This is a genomic window from Kaistella sp., assembly GCF_049588135.1.
GTDB lineage: Bacteria > Bacteroidota > Bacteroidia > Flavobacteriales > Weeksellaceae > Kaistella.
The window spans coordinates 1-16,925 of record NZ_JBAVFG010000244.1; the positions used below are offsets into that span (position 1 = coordinate 1).

Annotated in this window: 11 protein-coding genes; 10 read left to right on the plus strand and 1 reads right to left on the minus strand. The window is 35.6% G+C overall.

The genetic code is table 11. From position 1 onward, the window contains the following. Positions 1 to 1,666, minus strand: a 1,666-nt coding sequence (gene metG / locus WBY99_RS12900; RefSeq protein WP_423976742.1) for a methionine--tRNA ligase, incomplete at its 3' end; no start/stop codon positions are given. A gap of 360 nt (positions 1,667 to 2,026) precedes the next feature. Between metG and WBY99_RS12905 the strand changes: the two genes are divergently transcribed. From WBY99_RS12905 to WBY99_RS12950, 10 genes are all read left to right on the plus strand, one after another. Further along, positions 2,027 to 4,885 carry a SusC/RagA family TonB-linked outer membrane protein gene (locus WBY99_RS12905; protein WP_423976743.1) on the plus strand — a complete coding sequence of 953 codons (2,859 nt, stop codon included), beginning with the start codon at positions 2,027 to 2,029 and terminating at the stop codon, positions 4,883 to 4,885. Between the two features lie 12 nt (positions 4,886 to 4,897). Then, entirely contained in the window at positions 4,898 to 6,460 is a 1,563-nt protein-coding gene (locus WBY99_RS12910) for a RagB/SusD family nutrient uptake outer membrane protein (protein ID WP_423976744.1), read from the plus strand. 27 nt (positions 6,461 to 6,487) lie between these two features. Continuing rightward, positions 6,488 to 7,594 (plus strand): SusF/SusE family outer membrane protein, encoded by a 1,107-nt coding sequence (locus tag WBY99_RS12915; RefSeq protein WP_423976745.1) that lies wholly within the window; start codon positions 6,488 to 6,490, stop codon positions 7,592 to 7,594. A 34-nt stretch (positions 7,595 to 7,628) separates the two neighbouring features. Then, positions 7,629 to 9,062 carry a SusE domain-containing protein gene (locus WBY99_RS12920; protein WP_423976746.1) on the plus strand — a complete coding sequence of 478 codons (1,434 nt, stop codon included), beginning with the start codon at positions 7,629 to 7,631 and terminating at the stop codon, positions 9,060 to 9,062. A 133-nt stretch (positions 9,063 to 9,195) separates the two neighbouring features. Next, positions 9,196 to 11,352: a glycoside hydrolase family 97 protein gene (locus tag WBY99_RS12925; protein WP_423976747.1), complete on the plus strand. Its 2,157-nt coding sequence runs from the start codon at positions 9,196 to 9,198 to the stop codon at positions 11,350 to 11,352. Positions 11,353 to 11,420: 68 nt separating this feature from the next. Then, complete coding sequence (locus WBY99_RS12930; RefSeq protein WP_423976748.1) at positions 11,421 to 12,017, plus strand: transposase; 597 nt, start codon at positions 11,421 to 11,423, stop codon at positions 12,015 to 12,017. A 47-nt stretch (positions 12,018 to 12,064) separates the two neighbouring features. Then, positions 12,065 to 12,898, plus strand: coding sequence for a GLPGLI family protein (locus tag WBY99_RS12935; RefSeq protein ID WP_423976749.1), 834 nt, complete (start codon positions 12,065 to 12,067; stop codon positions 12,896 to 12,898). 12 nt (positions 12,899 to 12,910) lie between these two features. Then, positions 12,911 to 14,773 carry a glycoside hydrolase family 13 protein gene (locus WBY99_RS12940; RefSeq protein ID WP_423976750.1) on the plus strand — a complete coding sequence of 621 codons (1,863 nt, stop codon included), beginning with the start codon at positions 12,911 to 12,913 and terminating at the stop codon, positions 14,771 to 14,773. A 166-nt stretch (positions 14,774 to 14,939) separates the two neighbouring features. Beyond that, positions 14,940 to 15,464 carry a nuclear transport factor 2 family protein gene (locus WBY99_RS12945; protein WP_423976751.1) on the plus strand — a complete coding sequence of 175 codons (525 nt, stop codon included), beginning with the start codon at positions 14,940 to 14,942 and terminating at the stop codon, positions 15,462 to 15,464. 44 nt (positions 15,465 to 15,508) lie between these two features. Continuing rightward, positions 15,509 to 16,882, plus strand: coding sequence for an MFS transporter (locus tag WBY99_RS12950; protein WP_423976752.1), 1,374 nt, complete (start codon positions 15,509 to 15,511; stop codon positions 16,880 to 16,882). The last annotated feature ends 43 nt before the right edge of the window (positions 16,883 to 16,925 follow it).

Below are 16,925 nucleotides of genomic sequence, written 5' to 3' on the forward strand. Positions count from 1 at the left end.
CTTTGGTGTTCTCTAATTTTTGAATTTGAAATGCAATCGTTTCATCTTCAATTTTCGAGAATAATAATTCTGCCGGATTAATTTGATGTCCGGTTTTGATTAATACTTTTTCGTTTTTAATTTCTTCCCAATTTAATTGAGAAACATTAAACATTTTTTGTAATTTCTCTGCGCTGAAAGGAAGGAATGGTTCGCAAATTTGTGCCAAACCAGCTGCAATTTGTGCCGCAACGAAAAGTGAATTTGCTGCTTTTTCAGGATTATCTTTAATGGTTTTCCAAGGCTCTTCAATCTGAAGATACTGATTTCCGAAACGAGCCAGATTCATCATCGCAGTCAAGGCATTTCTGAATTCGTAGTGTTCTAAGAAATTTTCAACTTCGGTCGCGGCTTTTGTGATTTCACCAAGTTCTTCGGCATTTTCATTTCCGGCTGGAACAACTCCGTCGTAATATTTATGAATCAAAACGGCAACTCTGTTAATAAAGTTTCCGAAAATCCCCACCAATTCTGAATTGTTTTTGGTTTGAAAATCTTTCCAGGTAAAATTATTGTCTTTGGTTTCCGGTGCTGAAGAAAGAAGCGAATAGCGCAAAACATCTTGCTGTCCCGGAAATTCCTGAACATATTCATGCGCCCAAACCGCCCAGTTTCTGGACGTTGAGATTTTGTCGTTTTCTAAATTGAGAAATTCAAAAGCAGGAACATTGGTCGGCATAATGTAATCACCATGCGCTTTCATCATCGCCGGGAAAATAATACAGTGGAAAACGATATTGTCTTTTCCGATAAAATGAACCAATTCTGTATTTTCATTTTGCCAGTAATCTTTCCAGTTTTTTCCGTTTTTTTCTGCCCATTCCTGGGTGAAAGAAATATAGCCAATCGGCGCATCAAACCAAACGTAAAGCACTTTTCCTTCCGCATTAGGAAGTGGAACAGGAACGCCCCAGTTTAGATCTCTGGTCATGGCTCTCGGTTTCAAACCATCGGTTAACCATGATTTTACCTGTCCGTAAACATTGGGTTTCCAGTCGTCTTTATGTCCTTCAATAATCCATTCATTCAGGAAATCTTCGTATTCATTTAATGGAAGATACCAGTTTTTGGTTTCTTTTAAAATCGGAACATTTCCGCTTAACATTGATTTTGGATTAATTAATTCAGACGGGGAAAGGGTAGAACCGCATTTTTCGCATTGATCGCCATACGCGTTTTCGTTGCCGCAATTCGGGCAGGTTCCTACGATATATCGGTCGGCTAAAAACTCATTGGCTTGTTCATCGAAATACTGTTCTGAAACTTCTTCGATAAACTTTCCTTTATTATATAAGGTCTTGAAAAAATCCTGACTAACATCGTGGTGTCTTTTAGAAGTAGTTCTAGAATATTCATCAAAAGAAATACCTAGATCTTCGAAAGACTTCTTGATAATTCCATGGTATTTATCAACGATATCTTGCGGAGTTACCCCTTCTTTTTTTGCACGGATTGTAATGGGAATCCCGTGTTCATCGGAGCCACAGATAAAAGCAACATCTTTTCCTAATCTTCTTTGAAATCTCGCATAAACGTCTGCCGGAATATAAACTCCAGCTAAATGACCGATATGAACCGGTCCGTTTGCGTACGGCAAGGCAGCCGTAATCATCTTTCTATCTGACATATATTTTGTCTAATTTTTTGCAAAGATAAGCGATATCGAATGGAATTGAAAATTTAGATTCCTGAAAATTTCAGTGGTATTTTCTGTTCGGTATAAATTTATTGAGATAGGTTTCAAAATTTGTTAAACAGATGTTTAATTTTTTGTTAATTTTTCAAAATTTAATTAAAATGTGCGTTTTTGTAATACATTGATAATTAGTTGTTTGTTATTGGGTGTTGGTTTTGTTTTATGACATTTATCACAAATAATTAACATCTTAGTCAAAAAAATTATGATAACTAAAAAATTAGTTAAATTGCATTGCTCCTTTTAGTAGGCGCAGATTTTTATAAATATTAATCCTTAAATTTTATTTTTGTGAGAAACTATACTAAAGTATTAAAAATTGCTCCAGCTTTTTTATTGGCCGGAACAATGTTACACGCACAAACCAAAGATTCAGTGAAGACAGCCGAAATTGAGCAGGTGGTTTTGATTGGTTATGGAAAGCAGAAAAAGTCTGATCTTACAGGATCAATAACTTCCGTTTCTGAGAAGGATTTTAACCGGGGTGCTATTGTTTCTGCAGATCAATTGATTAACGGAAAAGCACCGGGAGTAAGAATTGCCAGCGATGGTGGTTCACCAGATTCTGCACCGAATATTCGTATTCGTGGTGGTGCTTCATTAAGTGCTTCTAACAACCCATTGATTGTAATTGATGGAATTCCTTTGGATTCTAACAATGCGGCAGGTTCAGGAAATCCATTGAATTTAATTAATCCAAATGATATTGAATCGTTCTCGATTCTTAAGGATGCTACTGCAACTGCAATTTATGGTAATAGAGCCTCCAATGGTGTTATTATCATCAAGACCAAAAGAGGTGGTGGAAAAATGAAAATTAATTTCAATACCAATGTTCAGATTGGAGAAGTTACGAAGTATATCGATGTAATGAATTCTGAACAATTCACGAATTTTATTACCCAGTATTATCCCCAATACAGAAGCAGATTGGGTGTAGGTGGGAATTTGGCAACTCCAAATGTTATCGGTCAGCTTTTTGATACCAATTGGCAAAAACAGATTTATAGAACTACTGTTTCGAGTGATAATAATCTGAGTGTTTCTGGGAACTTGTTTAAAAAACTGCCCACTAGGTTATCGTTAGGATATAACAGAACAGAAGGGGTTGTAAAAACTTCAGACTACGAGCGTTATTCTACCGGTTTAAATTTATCACCTGTATTTTTTGACAAACATTTGAAAGTAGATGTAAGTTTGAAAGGGCTCTACTCGAAATTTAATTCAATTGATGAAGGTGGCGCAATTGGAGGAGCTTTAAATATGGATCCTACCAAACCTGTTTATTTAGATCAAACTAGTTTATCGGGAGATCCTTACAACCGATTTAGAGGATATTACCAGGATGTAATCTTAAATGGTGGACAATATAAAATTAATGGTGCAAGCAATCCCTTAGCGATTTTGCTTCAAAGAAAGAGTCCACAGGAAATTTATAAATTTTTGGGTAATGCAGAACTTGATTATAAGTTACATTTCTTTCCAGATGTAAGAGCGGTCTTAAACTTAGGTTTGGAAGCTTCTAAATCAAACTTATCCACGGTTTATGATAACAACGCTATTGCGACTTATAAAAATTCTGAGAATACCGTAGTACCCAATGATTTCGTTTTTAACCCCGGAGTAGATTATGCAGAGCATCAAACGATTGTAAATCAAACGATGGATGCTTACTTGGTTTATGAAAAACGTTTCACAGGTTTTGTATCTCACTTCCTTTTACAAGGAGGTTATTCTTACCAAAACTTTAAAAATGATGGATATAAAGATAACTACCAATATGGTAATGATGGAATAAGAATTCCTAATCCAGGCAGTTCTTTAAATCCAAATAATAGATATTATAATGTTTTAAATCTTCAGTCCTATTATGGAAGATCAAATCTTGACTTTGCGAATAAATATTTGTTCACCTTTACATTAAGAGTTGATGGATCCTCTTTATTCAATAAAGATAACCGATATGGTTATTTCCCAGCAGTAGGTTTTGCTTGGAAGATGAATGAAGATCTGTTTAAAAACGAAACCAAAGTTCAGGAATTGAAATTGAGATTAGGTTGGGGTAGAACAGGACAGGCAAATATTGTAGGTATTGCAGGATTTTATCCTTCCAGACCTTTATTCTCAGTTGGAGGTTCTAACTCGCAGTATTTCCCGGGAATTGGGACATATAGCGCATTGCCATTTAACCCGAACTTAACTTGGGAAACAACAGAAACTGTTAATGCAGGTTTAGATTTTTCTTTCTTCGGAAAAGACAGATTTACTGGTAGTGTTGATGTTTATCAAAGAAAAACAACAGATCTGTTGGCATTTGTACCCATTCCACCAGGACAGGCTTTAACCAACTCTTTTGTTGATAATGTAGGTTCTTTAGAAAATAAAGGAATTGAAGCAAACATTAATATCATTCCTGTTAAAACTGAAGACTTTACCTGGAGTGTCGGTGGAAACTTTGCTTATAATGATGCGAAGATTACCGATTTGAAAAATGTATCAAGCATTGTAGATGACGCAAGTGGTTTACCAATTGGTACTGGAGTGAAATTAGCCTACAACGCAATTGGACACGCTCCTTATTCAGCGTGGGTTTTCCAGCAGGCTTATGATTCTAACGGAAAATTATTGCCAGAAGTTTATGTAGATCGTAATGGTGATGGTAAGATTAATAATGACGACCGTTATTACAAATCATTAAGACCAAACTGGACTTATGGATTCAATACCACTGCGAATTATAAAAACTGGGATTTGAATGCTTCATTCAGAGGACAAATTGGAGGTTCGGTTTATAATACGAGAAACCTAGCGCAAGGTTACATCAGTTATACAGCTCCACAAAACGGACAGAATTTAAATAACGTTTTAGCTTCTACCGTTAATTCACCATTTGTAAATTTAACGGACAATACGTATTTCTCAGATTACTTTTTAGAGGATGCTTCATTCCTTAAATTAGATAACGTGTCTTTGGGTTACTTGATCAAAAACTTTATTGGCAGTACCAATGTTAGAGTTTTTGGTTCTGTAAATAATGTATATACGTGGACCAAATATTCAGGTCAGGATCCAGAAAATTTCTCAGGTATTGATAATAATTTTTATCCACGACCTAGGGTTTATACCCTTGGCTTTAATTTTAACTTTTAATACGAAAAAATAATGAAAAATCTAAAATTTAAAAGTTTAGCATTTTTATTCCTCTTTGCTGTAGTTGGGAATTCTTGTACAAGGGATTTAGACACTACTCCAAAAGTTGATTTAACTTTAGAGAATTTATTGATAAATGATTCTAATGCAGTAGAAGGTTTACTATCAAGATTATATGCAAGTTTTGCACTTTCTAGTGTAAATGGTCCTGGTTCTTCGGATATTGCGGGTGCAGATGCAGGTGAATCGCCATTCATCAGAGGTCTTGTTAATCTACAGGATTTTACCGCAGATGATATGAAAAACAGATGGGGAGATAATGGATTGGATCAATTGACCACCGCTACAAACTGGACTGACAATAATAAGTTTTTCAAATATGCATATGATAGATTGTATTACACCATTCCTCAGGCGACCAATTTAATTGGAATTATGAAACGTAATGATGTTGTATACGCCGATAAAGAAGAAGTGATCAGCGAATTGCGATTTTTGCGTGCAATGTCTTACTATTATATCATTGATTTATTTGGAAAAGGAGTGTTGGTAAATGACGAAAATTTTAACAGCAGTGTTCCACTTCCAGAAGCTAATAGAAAAGAATTATTTACTTATGTAGAATCAGAGTTATTAGATATTGAAGGAAAAATTGCTGCAACCAACACTTATGGAAGAGCGAATAAAGCGGTTGTAAGAATGTTGCTTGCTAAATTATATCTCAATGCTGAAGTTTACACCGGAACGTCGAAATACACAGAAGCAGGAACGTATGCTGCAAAGGTTATTTCAGAAGGAGGTTACATTTTAGAACCTAATGTTAGAAAAAATTTTTCAGCAGATAATAATACTTCCAAAGAAATAATTTTCCCATTAATTGCTGATGCAGTTTCTAGCCAAAGTTTTGGTAATACCACTTATTTGGTGAATGGAAGTTTATCTACAGATACAATGTCTCCGGCAGATTTTGGTTCTACAGATGGTTGGGCAGGGCACAGAGCGACCAAAGCTTGGTACGGTCTTTTCGGAAACTCTGCGGCTGCGTTAGCTGCAAGTCCTGATAAAAGAGCCCAATTATTTTGGACTACAGGTCAGAATTATGAGATGACAGATTATAAAACTTGGGTTGATGGTTTCCCTTCCACAAAATTCTGGAACAAAAATTCCGATGGTTCAGGGGCAGTTACATCATTCTCTTCTACAGATTTCCCTTTGTTTAGATTAAGTGATGCTTATTTGATTTATGCTGAATGTGCATTGAGAGGTGCCAGCTCTGTAAATGTTGCTCAAGGTTTAATTTACGTCAACGCAATTCGTGCAAGAGCAGGTGCGACTCCTTTTGCAAGCATTAATCTTCAGAGTATTTTAGATGAAAGAGCAAGAGAATTAAATTTCGAAGGAGTAAGAAGACAGGATTTAATAAGATTCGGCAAATTTACTGGTAGCTCTTATTTGTGGCCATGGAAAGGAGGAGTAAAAGACGGAACATCAATTCCTACTTATTACAATGTATTCCCGGTTCCGAGTACTGCACTGCAATCTAATCCTAATTTAACCCAAAATACGGGTTATTAATTTAAAACATTAAATAACTTTAATATAATGAAAAACAATCATATTTTTAAAGCAGTTTTCATACTTTTAATTTTAATCGGTTTGTCTTCGTGTACAGATCGTGAAATTATTCAAGTGGAAAACAGTGCGGCACCGATCGTGATGGATCTTTCTGCAGAACATTTGTTTTTAGACAAAAATTTCCCAGATAATCCTGCGCTTAATGTAACATGGACTCAAGCAGCTTATACGATTCCTGTTGAGATTGCTTATAAGATCGAAGCGTCAGCAACAGAAGATTTTAAAACTCCGGTACTTTTGGGAACTGTAGCGCAATCAATTCGTACGATGACTTTTACCGTAAAACAGATTAACGAAGCCTGTAAATCATTAGCACTTCCGATAGATGTTGAAGGTTCTATGTTCATTAGAGTAACTTCTTTTTTAGGAGTAAATCAAATGTCAGCAGTTTCTAATGCTACTTCTGTTAAAGTAACTCCGTATGCAGCAAGTCCAACGTATGATTTCCAGGACTTGTTCTTGGTAGGAGCTTCCACAGCTGCAGGATGGGATAATAGTGCCACAAATTCTAATTTACTGCCACTTTTGAAAACTGCTGATCCATCTAAATACACTTTTACAGGTTACTTTAAAAAAGATGTAACAGATGCAGGATTCAAAATTATTAAAGTGAAAGGGTCTTGGGATGCACAGTTTGGAGCAGGTGCTACTGCCGGAACATTAAGTACCGACGGTGGTTCTGGGAATTTACAGGTTCCGGCAGATGGTTATTACAAATTGTCAATTGACATTGATGCACTTACGTATACGTTAGAGACAGTGACAGCACCGGTGACAGTTTATACCAATATTTCTATCATAGGTACTGTAAACGGAGATGATTTTGTTACAGATAAACAGTTAACGCAATCCTCTTTTGATCCTCATTTATGGAGTGCTTCTGCTATTACTTTAAGTGAAGGTGAATTTAAATTCAGAGCAAACAATTCTTGGGATACCAGTTGGGGAGGTAGTTCTGAGTATTTTGGAACTGCAACCCAAGGTGGTGCGAATATTCCTTTAGCATCAGAGTGGATTTATGATGTGTATTTCAATGATGCAACTGGAGATTATACTTTAATTCCAATTAAGTAATCATTTTGATTCGTTTAATTATTAATTAAATCTTATGAAAAATATATTTAAAATTATAATGGTAATGATTTTGCCATTGCTTTTAATCACCGCTTGTAGAGACGATGCAAACAGAGACTGGACTACTCCAGAACCTTCGTTTAAGTTATATGATACAACATTAGGTGCCGCGGTTTTATATCCTACCATGGAAAGTAATCCGTTTATCTTAAATTGGGATAATGCAGTGGGCGGCTCCGGTAATTATTCGGTTGTGGTTTCCTCAACAGAAGACTTTAAGAGTAAAGTTGAATTAGCGAAGTCAGAAACCAATACTTTGAAAACAACAATTGGCGCTTTGAATACAGCAATGTTACAGGCGGGATTAAGTCCTTATTCTTCACAAACAGCCTACTTAAGAATTGAAAGAGGAACTGAGGTTTCAAACACAATTTCTTTTGCTGTCACTGTTTATCCGACTGATAGACCAGTGATCACTAATCCAACTGCTGGATCAGGTTTAGTTTTAGATGCGGCTAACCCAACCGTTACTGCAACCACTTTCACGTGGGTTGATTATACTTATGGTATTAATGTTTCTTACAAAGTAGAAATGGCTGCAACAGGAACAACTGCTTTTATGCTTGTTGGAAATACGCAAAATACTAAAGAATTGGCAATCTCTAATTTTGATTTGAATGAATTAGCTTCAAAATTATCATTACCAGTTAACGCAGCTTCAAATGTTGATATTCGAGTAACTGCAACTTCAGAATCTATTGGAGGAATAATTACCAAAACTTCTGATGTGGTGACATTTAAGCTAACCCCTTACCAACCGGAATTTAAAGCATTATACCTTGTTGGTGGTGGTACTGCTGTTGGCTGGGATGCTTCCAATGCACAACTTTTAAATCAAAATCAAAATATCTCAGAAATCTACACCTATCTAGAAAACAACGGACTTTTCAGATTTTTAGGTCAACAAGACTGGAATCCCATCAATTATAGTTTAAATGCTGATGGAATTAATGATTCTTATAAGTACTTCGCAACCTGGTCAAGTAATTTAGTACCAGACGGAAATGAAAACATCAAGTTTACAGGAAACTCCGGATTGTACAAAATCACGATCGATCAGAATACAAAATCAATCGTTGTGACGTCTTCGCCAATTCCTACTTTACCATCTAGTCTTTATTTAGTTGGTTCAATTCAAGGTTGGGATGCGGCTACTGCGATTCCGATGAATCAAACCGGTGATGCAGAATTTGAATATGAAATCGCTATTTCTGATGGTGCTGAATTCAAATTTATTGGTCAGCAGGCATGGGGAGATTTAGAATGGGGAAATATCCATACTGGTGGAAACTCCGGATTTATCGGTCCAAAAGGAGATAATGATAATATTAAATACAATGGAGGAGGTAATAGGTATAAAATTACAGCCAACATCAAAATGGGAACTTATAAAGTAACTCCACTTTAAAGAAGATTCTATTTTAAAAACTGAAACTGTTGCTTTTTTAGCAGCAGTTTTTTGTTTTTTAAAGATAAAGATGCCCTAAATAATTGCCTGTTATTCGCATTTTATCTAAATTTATTGATTCGAAAAAATCATTATGAAAAATATTAAAATTTCTGTGCTTTTCCTCTTGCTAGGAAGTTTCGCACTCAATGCACAATCTTTAAAATCTCCCGACGGAAAGTTCGAAATGAATTTCCAGTTAAAAGCTGGAGTTCCATATTATGACCTTAAATATCAAGGCAAAACGGTGGTCGAAGATTCCAAATTAGGACTGAGATTACTGAAAGATGGAGATATCCAATTCGCCTCAGAAATCGAAAATAAAGATCAGAAAGGTCAGGATCTAAATAATGGTTTTACCAAAACAGCCGAAAAATACGATTCCAAAAACGAATCCTGGGATCCGATTATGGGAGAAAAAAAATCCTATATCAATCATTATAATGAACTCGCAGTAACTTTAAATCAGGATAAAAATGACCGTCATATTATTCTGAAATTCCGCTTATTTAATGATGGTTTAGGTTTCAGATATGAATTTCCGGAGCAAAAAAATCTGAATTATTTCGTGATCAGGGAAGAAGATTCCGAGATCGATTTACCAACAGATATGAAAGCCTGGTGGCTTGCTGGTGATTACGATTCGCAGGAATATCAAACCCAAACCACCAATCTTTCGCAAGTTCCCGCAAGATGGCCAACTTCTTATGACGGAAATGCCTCGCAGACTTTAATTAAAAATGCGGTGCAAATGCCTTTAATGTTAAAAAAAGAAGGCAAAGATCAACTCTATATGAATATTTCCGAAGCTGCTGTAATCAATTACGCCGCTGCAAATCTGGAACTCGATGCCGTGAATTTTAAATTCAAAACCCATTTAACACCAGATGGTCAAGGAGCAAAAGGTTATATGCAAACTCCGGCGGTTTCTCCGTGGCGAACGATCATCGTTTCTCCAAAAGCTGAAGAGGTTTTGGCTTCGAAAATGATTTTTAATCTCAATGAACCCACTCAGTATAAAGATACTTCCTACATTAAACCTACAAAATATATGGGCGTTTGGTGGGAAATGATTATCGGAAAATCGCAGTGGGCATATTCTACCGCTAATAATGTTCACATCGGAATAACCGATTTTTCCAAATTAACGCCGAACGGAAAACACGCTGCCAACAACACGAAAGTGAAAGAATATATTGATTTCGCTTCTGCAAATGGTTTCGACGCTTTACTCATCGAAGGTTGGAATACCGGTTGGGAAGATTGGTTCGGTCACAGCAAAGAATTCGTTTTCGATTTTATTACCCCTTATCCAGATTTCGATATCAAAATGCTGAACGATTATGCACATTCAAAAAATATGAAATTGATGATGCACCACGAAACTTCAGGTTCCGCAACCAACTACGAAAGATGGGCAGATGACGCTTTTAAATTAATGAATAAATACGATTATCCTTCCGTGAAAACGGGTTATGTTGGAAATATTATTCCACGCGGCGAGCATCATTATTCACAATGGACAATCAATCATTATCAAAGAATTGCCGAAAAAGCCAACGATTATAAAATCATGGTAAACTCCCACGAATCCGTTCGTCCGACCGGTTTAAACCGAACCTACCCGAACTGGATTGCCGCAGAAGCTGCTCGTGGAACAGAATTCGAAGCATTCGGTGGAAATAATCCAGATCATCAAACCATTCTTCCTTTTACAAGATTCATGGGCGGACCAATGGATTACACGCCTGGAATTTTCCAAACCAAATTAGATTATTATTTCCCTGGTGATACCCGCTTCGTGAAAACAACTTTAGCAAAACAATTAGCACTTTATGTGGTGATGTATTCTCCGCTTCAAATGGCGGCAGATTTACCAGAGAATTACGCCAAACACATGGATGCTTTTCAGTTCATCAAAGATGTAGCTTTGGATTGGGACGATACCGTAATTTTGTCGGCAGAACCTGGCGATTACATCCACACCGCTCGTAAAACCAAAGGAAAGGACGAGTGGTTTATCGGTGGAATTACCGATGAAAACGCTAGAAACTATACCGTAGATTTCTCTTTCCTACCAAAAGGGAAGAAGTATGAAGCAACAGTTTATGCAGATGGCGACGATGCCGATTATATCAACAATCCGCAATCTTACAAAATTTACAAGAAAATAGTAACCAGCACTTCCAAACTTCCAATGAAGTTGGCAAGAAGCGGCGGTTACGCAATTTCGGTGAAGGCGGTGAAGTAGAACGGTAGGTAACCTTATAGGTTTTGAAAACCTATAAGGTTTAATAAAGTTCAATAAAATTTCAAAAAATGGAAATAAAAACCACTCCTTACGAAAACTTTGAATTTGAACAGGTTTATCATCTGTTCACAAGAGTCAGCGGAAATGAATTGATTTTCCGTAAAGAAGGTAATTACGATTATTTTTTGAAACAACTTTCAAAATACTTGCTTCCTTATTTAGAAATTTATGCTTATTGCTTAGTTCCGCAACGATTGAGTTTATTGGTGTGTTTTCGGTCGAAGAATGAGGTTTTTAAAAATATCAATTTGTCCGAAAAAGAAATGTCAGCGGAACAAGAACATAAATTTTTGATGCAACCCATAAGCAATTTGCTGAATTCTTATTCGAAAGCCTATAACAAAATGTTTCAAAGAAAAGGCGCTTTGTTTATTGATTATATTAAAAGAGAACGAATAGATGAGGAAGGTCAACTAAAGAATATTTTCAAAGAAATTCATCAAATTCCTATGCAGCATCAATTCGTTAAAAGTTCGGAAGAATGGAAATACTCTTCATTTAAAGCCTATTTAAATACAAATAAATCTACGAAGGTAAGCACAGATTATATGATTGGCTTTTTTGATGATTGCGACGATTTAATTCAATTTCATAAAATAACCTAAACCTTATAGGTTTTGAAAACCTATAAGGTTTCCTTAAAAACAAGAGTATGAAAAACATTATCATTATTTGTTTATTAGCAACGAGTTTCAACTTTGCATTTTCACAAACGCACCGTTTTGTTTATGAATTAACTTTCAAAAGAGATTCAACAAAAAGTAAGTTAGATTCCACGAAATTGGTATTAGATATTGGTGAAAATGAAGTGAAATTTTATGATATGGAATTTTTAGTCGTAGATTCTATCAGTAAAAATAAAAATGAAAAGTGGATTATCAATAGTGAGAGTCAGCAATTAATCAAAAGAAAAAAAGGAAGTAACATTCACCAAAATTACAGAGACAATCTTTTTGATTATTTCTTAATTGAATCTAAAGATGATATGAAATGGAAGATTTCACCAGAAACTAAAAAAGTTGCAGAATATCAACTTCAAAAAGCAGAAACAAATTTCGGTGGAAGATCTTGGATTGCTTGGTTCTGCAAAGATATTCCGATGAATGAAGGACCGTATAAATTCCAAGGATTACCAGGATTAATTTTCGAAATTGCAGATACAAGAAATGATTATTCCTATAAATTAATTAACAGTAAGAAATTAGAAAAAAACGTTGATACCACCGAATTTTTGGAAACTCATTATGGAAATAAACCCATTAAAATTACCAATAAAAAACTCAATGAAGTAAAATTTAATTATTATAATAATCCGTATTCATGGGCAATGACCGCAACTGGAACTTGGAGCGTAGATTTCGGTGACGGAAAAATTTATAATAAAAAAGAAGATATTCCGTATCTCACCAAGAGAACGCAGGAAGAACTTCGCAGAAATAACAATCCGATAGAATTAGATATCGCTATTAAATATCCTTTAAAATAATATTATATAAAAATGAAAAAATCATTAATATTTTTATTCTCCTTCGTGTTTTCAATTGTTTTTTCCCAAATTCAAAAAGTGGAACCCGCTTTCTGGTGGAAAGGAATGAAGAATCCCGAACTTCAAATTTTGGTTTATGGAAAAAATATTTCAAAATATAAAATCGAACTTTCTGATAATATTCACATTAAAGATTTGACCAAAACCGAAAACCCAAATTATGTGTTTATTACCGTAAATACGAATGAAGTTAATACTTCTTCCTTTAAAATTAATTTTAAAGAAAAAAACAAAACGGTTTATACATACAATTATGAACTCAAAAACAGAAATCCAGGTTCTGCGGAAAGAAATTCGTTTACCTCAAAAGATGTTATGTATTTAATAATGCCTGATCGATTTGCGAACGGTGATGTTTCCAATGATTCTCAACCCAACTTGATCGAAAAAGTGAACCGTAATTTACCGAGCGGAAGACATGGCGGAGATTTGCGTGGAATCATCAATAATTTAGATTACCTCAAAAACCTTGGTGCGACAGCACTTTGGTTGACGCCAGCAAATGAAGACAACGAAAAACAAACTTCTTATCACGGTTATGCACAAACCGATTTATACAAAATCGATGGCAGATACGGAACCAACGAAGAATATGTAGAACTTTCTCGCGAACTTCAAAAACGTGGGATGATGTTGATTCAGGATTATGTGACCAACCATTGGGGAATTTCGCATTGGCTCATTCAGGATTTACCGACCAAAGATTGGATTCATCAATTCAAAGATGGCGAAGGAAAATATGGTTTCAAACGTTCCAATTACCGAACGACTTCTCAGTTCGATACCAACGTAGCGCAGGTTGACAAAGACATTGCCTTGAACGGTTGGTTCGATACCACGATGCCTGATCTCAATCAAAGCAATCCTTTGGTTTTAAATTATTTAACGCAAAATGCAATTTGGTGGATCGAATATGCAGAATTGGGCGGACTTCGCGTTGATACTTATCCGTACAACGACAAAATTGCGATGGCGAAATGGGCGAAAGCGATTACCGATGAATATCCAAAATTCAATATTGTTGGTGAAGCGTGGATGTATAATCCGGCTCATGTTTCTTTCTGGCAGAAAAATTCTAAGATTGCAGAAATCGAAAATTATAATTCAAACCTTCCTTCTGTAATGGATTTCACGTTGTTCACCGATTTACCGTCGGCTCTGAAAGAAGAAGATGGTTGGGACAAAGGAATGATTAAAATCTACAATTCTTTCGGAAACGATTTCTTGTATCCAGACATCAATAATATTTTGGTATTCTTTGAAAACCACGATACCGAAAGGTTTAACGAAATTTTCAAAGGTGATTCCCGATATTACAAAATGGCTTTAACTTTAATTTCAACTTCTCGCGGAATTCCACAAATTTATTACGGTTCCGAAATCGGAATGCGTGGCGATAAAAATAATGGTGGCGATGCTGAAAGTAGAAAAGACTTCCCCGGCGGTTGGAAAAATGATCCACAAAATGCTTTTGATCCTAAAACCCAAACTGACGAACAAAAAGATTATTTCGATTTTACCCAGAAATTATTGAATTGGAGAAAAGGAAAGGACGTAATTCACAATGGAAAAACCAAACATTATATGCCGATTGATAAGGTTTATGTTTATTTCCGATACAATGAAAAAGAAAACGTAATGGTGATCATTAATAATAATCAAAAAGAACAAACCTTAGATTTAAGCCGTTTCGCAGAATCTTTAGGCGGAATTTCATCAGGAAAAGATGTGATTTCAGGAAAAGAATTTTCAGTAAATTCACAGAATAAATTAACCATTCCCGCAAAATCAACTTTGATTTTAGAATTGAAATAATTAAAAAATAATGGCGTTTTCCTTTTGCTAAGTGTTAACGCCTTTGGGTTCTGATAATTATCGGAATTAAAAAAAGAGTAAAAAAAATTAGTAGTCCAGAAAATATTTGCGTTAAAATACACATCAACCAAACGAATTATAAAGAAATTTAATCAAAATGAATACGATGAAAAACATAACTTTTAGTGGAATCCTACTAATGATTTTCAATTTTTCAACAACAGTTTCCGCACAAAAAAAAGACTTCTACGAAATTGTTCAGAAGAAAAATGTCGCTAAAGTTTTAGATGATTTAAATGCATTTGCGTCCGCAGCAGATTTCAAAAGTTATTTTGATCTTTATGCAGAAAAATCCACATTTATCGGAACTGATGCCACAGAAATTTGGACTAAAAAAGAATTCATGGATTATGCAAAACCGCATTTCGATAAAGGAAAAGCCTGGAGTTTTACTTCTTTAAAAAGAAACATTTCTTTCAGCAAAGACGGTAATTACGCTTGGTTCGATGAATTATTGGATACTCAAATGAAACTTTGCCGTGGAAGTGGCGTTCTCGAAAAAACCGCCGGAAAATGGAAAGTTAAACAATATGTTCTTTCCATGACGGTTCCCAACGTCGTGAGCAGCGAGGTTATCAAAATAAAATCACCGATCGAAGATGCAATCATTTTTGATTTAAAGAAAAATTAATTTAGTTTTCTAACATCCAACACCTAACATCCAACAAATAAAAAATGGCAAAAAAAATAAAACCCAATCTTTCCATCGCTCAAATCATCAATATGAGCATGGGTTTTCTCGGAATTCAAATGGCATTCGGATTACAAAACGGAAACGCCAGTAGAATTCTCGCCAACTTCGGGGCAGATGTACACGAACTTTCTTGGTTCTGGTTGGTAGCACCAATTACAGGCTTAATTGTGCAGCCAATTATCGGTCACATGGGCGATAACACGTGGAGTCCGCTCGGAAGAAGAAAACCCTATTTTTTAATTGGTGCGGTTTTGTGTGCTGTGGGATTGGTTTTTCTTCCGAATGCTGCCTCGGTTACGATGATGATGGGCGCAAGTGTTTTACTCTTAGCGGTTATATTTTTGGCAATGATGGATGCTTCCATTAACGTTGCCATGGAACCTTTCCGAGCGTTAGTTGGTGATATGCTGCCGAAACATCAGGGAACTTTAGGATTTGGCGTTCAAACTATTTTGATCGGAATTGGAGCGGTAATCGGTTCAGAAATGCCAAATTGGCTAACGAAAATGGGAGTTTCAAATGTAGCACCAGATGGTTTTGTTGCAGATAATGTAATTTACGCTTTCTATGTTGGGGCTGCTGTTTTAATTTTGTCGATTGTTTATACCATTGTAACAACCAAAGAATATTCACCGCAAGAATTTGCCGATTTTTCTGATGAAGAATTAAGTACAGTAAAGTCTAAATTTTCCGATATTTTCAAAGATTTTTCAAAGATTCCACCTTTAATGAAAAAATTGGGCGCTGTTCAATTTTTCTCTTGGTTTGCTTTATTTACCATGTGGGTTTTTACAACAAGTGCTTTAGCGACACATCATTTCGGACTTTCTCCGCAGGACACGAAATCTTTAGAATATAATCAAGCCGGGGATTTAACCGGACATTTATTTGGACTTTATAATTTATTTGCGATTCCGTTTGCATTTCTTTTAACACCAATTGCAAAAGCGATCGGAAAAAAACAAACCCATGCTTTAGCTTTATTTTGTGGAGGTTTAGGATTAATTTCAATGTTCTTCATTAAAGATATCGGAATGCTTTGGATCTCGATGATTGGGCTTGGTTTCGCTTGGGCAAGTATTTTGGCAATGCCTTACGCAATGTTAATCGACGCTATTCCACAAAGAAAAATGGGTGTCTATATGGGGATTTTCAATTTCTTTATTGTAATGCCACAAATTATCAACGGAATTTTTGGTGGTCCAATTGTGAAAAGTTTATTCGGAAATATGGCGATGGATTATGTTGTTGTGGGCGGAGTTTGTATGTTGATTGCATCAGCCGTAACGATGTTTTTAATTAAAGGCGAAGGCAAAGAATCTCCAGAAGAAGAGATTAAGCAAGTTCATTTTTAGGGCTTATTTGAAGAGGATATTTCGAGTTTTTCCTTAACGTGAA

Bases quoted from the DNA above. Each gene is read 5' to 3' on its own strand.
- WBY99_RS12910 (WP_423976744.1), top strand. From the start codon at position 4,898: ATGAAAAATCTAAAATTTAAAAGTTTAGCATTTTTATTCCTCTTTGCT.
- WBY99_RS12915 (WP_423976745.1), top strand. From the start codon at position 6,488: ATGAAAAACAATCATATTTTTAAAGCAGTTTTCATACTTTTAATTTTA.
- WBY99_RS12920 (WP_423976746.1), top strand. From the start codon at position 7,629: ATGAAAAATATATTTAAAATTATAATGGTAATGATTTTGCCATTGCTT.
- WBY99_RS12925 (WP_423976747.1), top strand. From the start codon at position 9,196: ATGAAAAATATTAAAATTTCTGTGCTTTTCCTCTTGCTAGGAAGTTTC.
- WBY99_RS12930 (WP_423976748.1), top strand. From the start codon at position 11,421: ATGGAAATAAAAACCACTCCTTACGAAAACTTTGAATTTGAACAGGTT.
- WBY99_RS12935 (WP_423976749.1), top strand. From the start codon at position 12,065: ATGAAAAACATTATCATTATTTGTTTATTAGCAACGAGTTTCAACTTT.
- WBY99_RS12940 (WP_423976750.1), top strand. From the start codon at position 12,911: ATGAAAAAATCATTAATATTTTTATTCTCCTTCGTGTTTTCAATTGTT.
- WBY99_RS12945 (WP_423976751.1), top strand. From the start codon at position 14,940: ATGAAAAACATAACTTTTAGTGGAATCCTACTAATGATTTTCAATTTT.
- WBY99_RS12950 (WP_423976752.1), top strand. From the start codon at position 15,509: ATGGCAAAAAAAATAAAACCCAATCTTTCCATCGCTCAAATCATCAAT.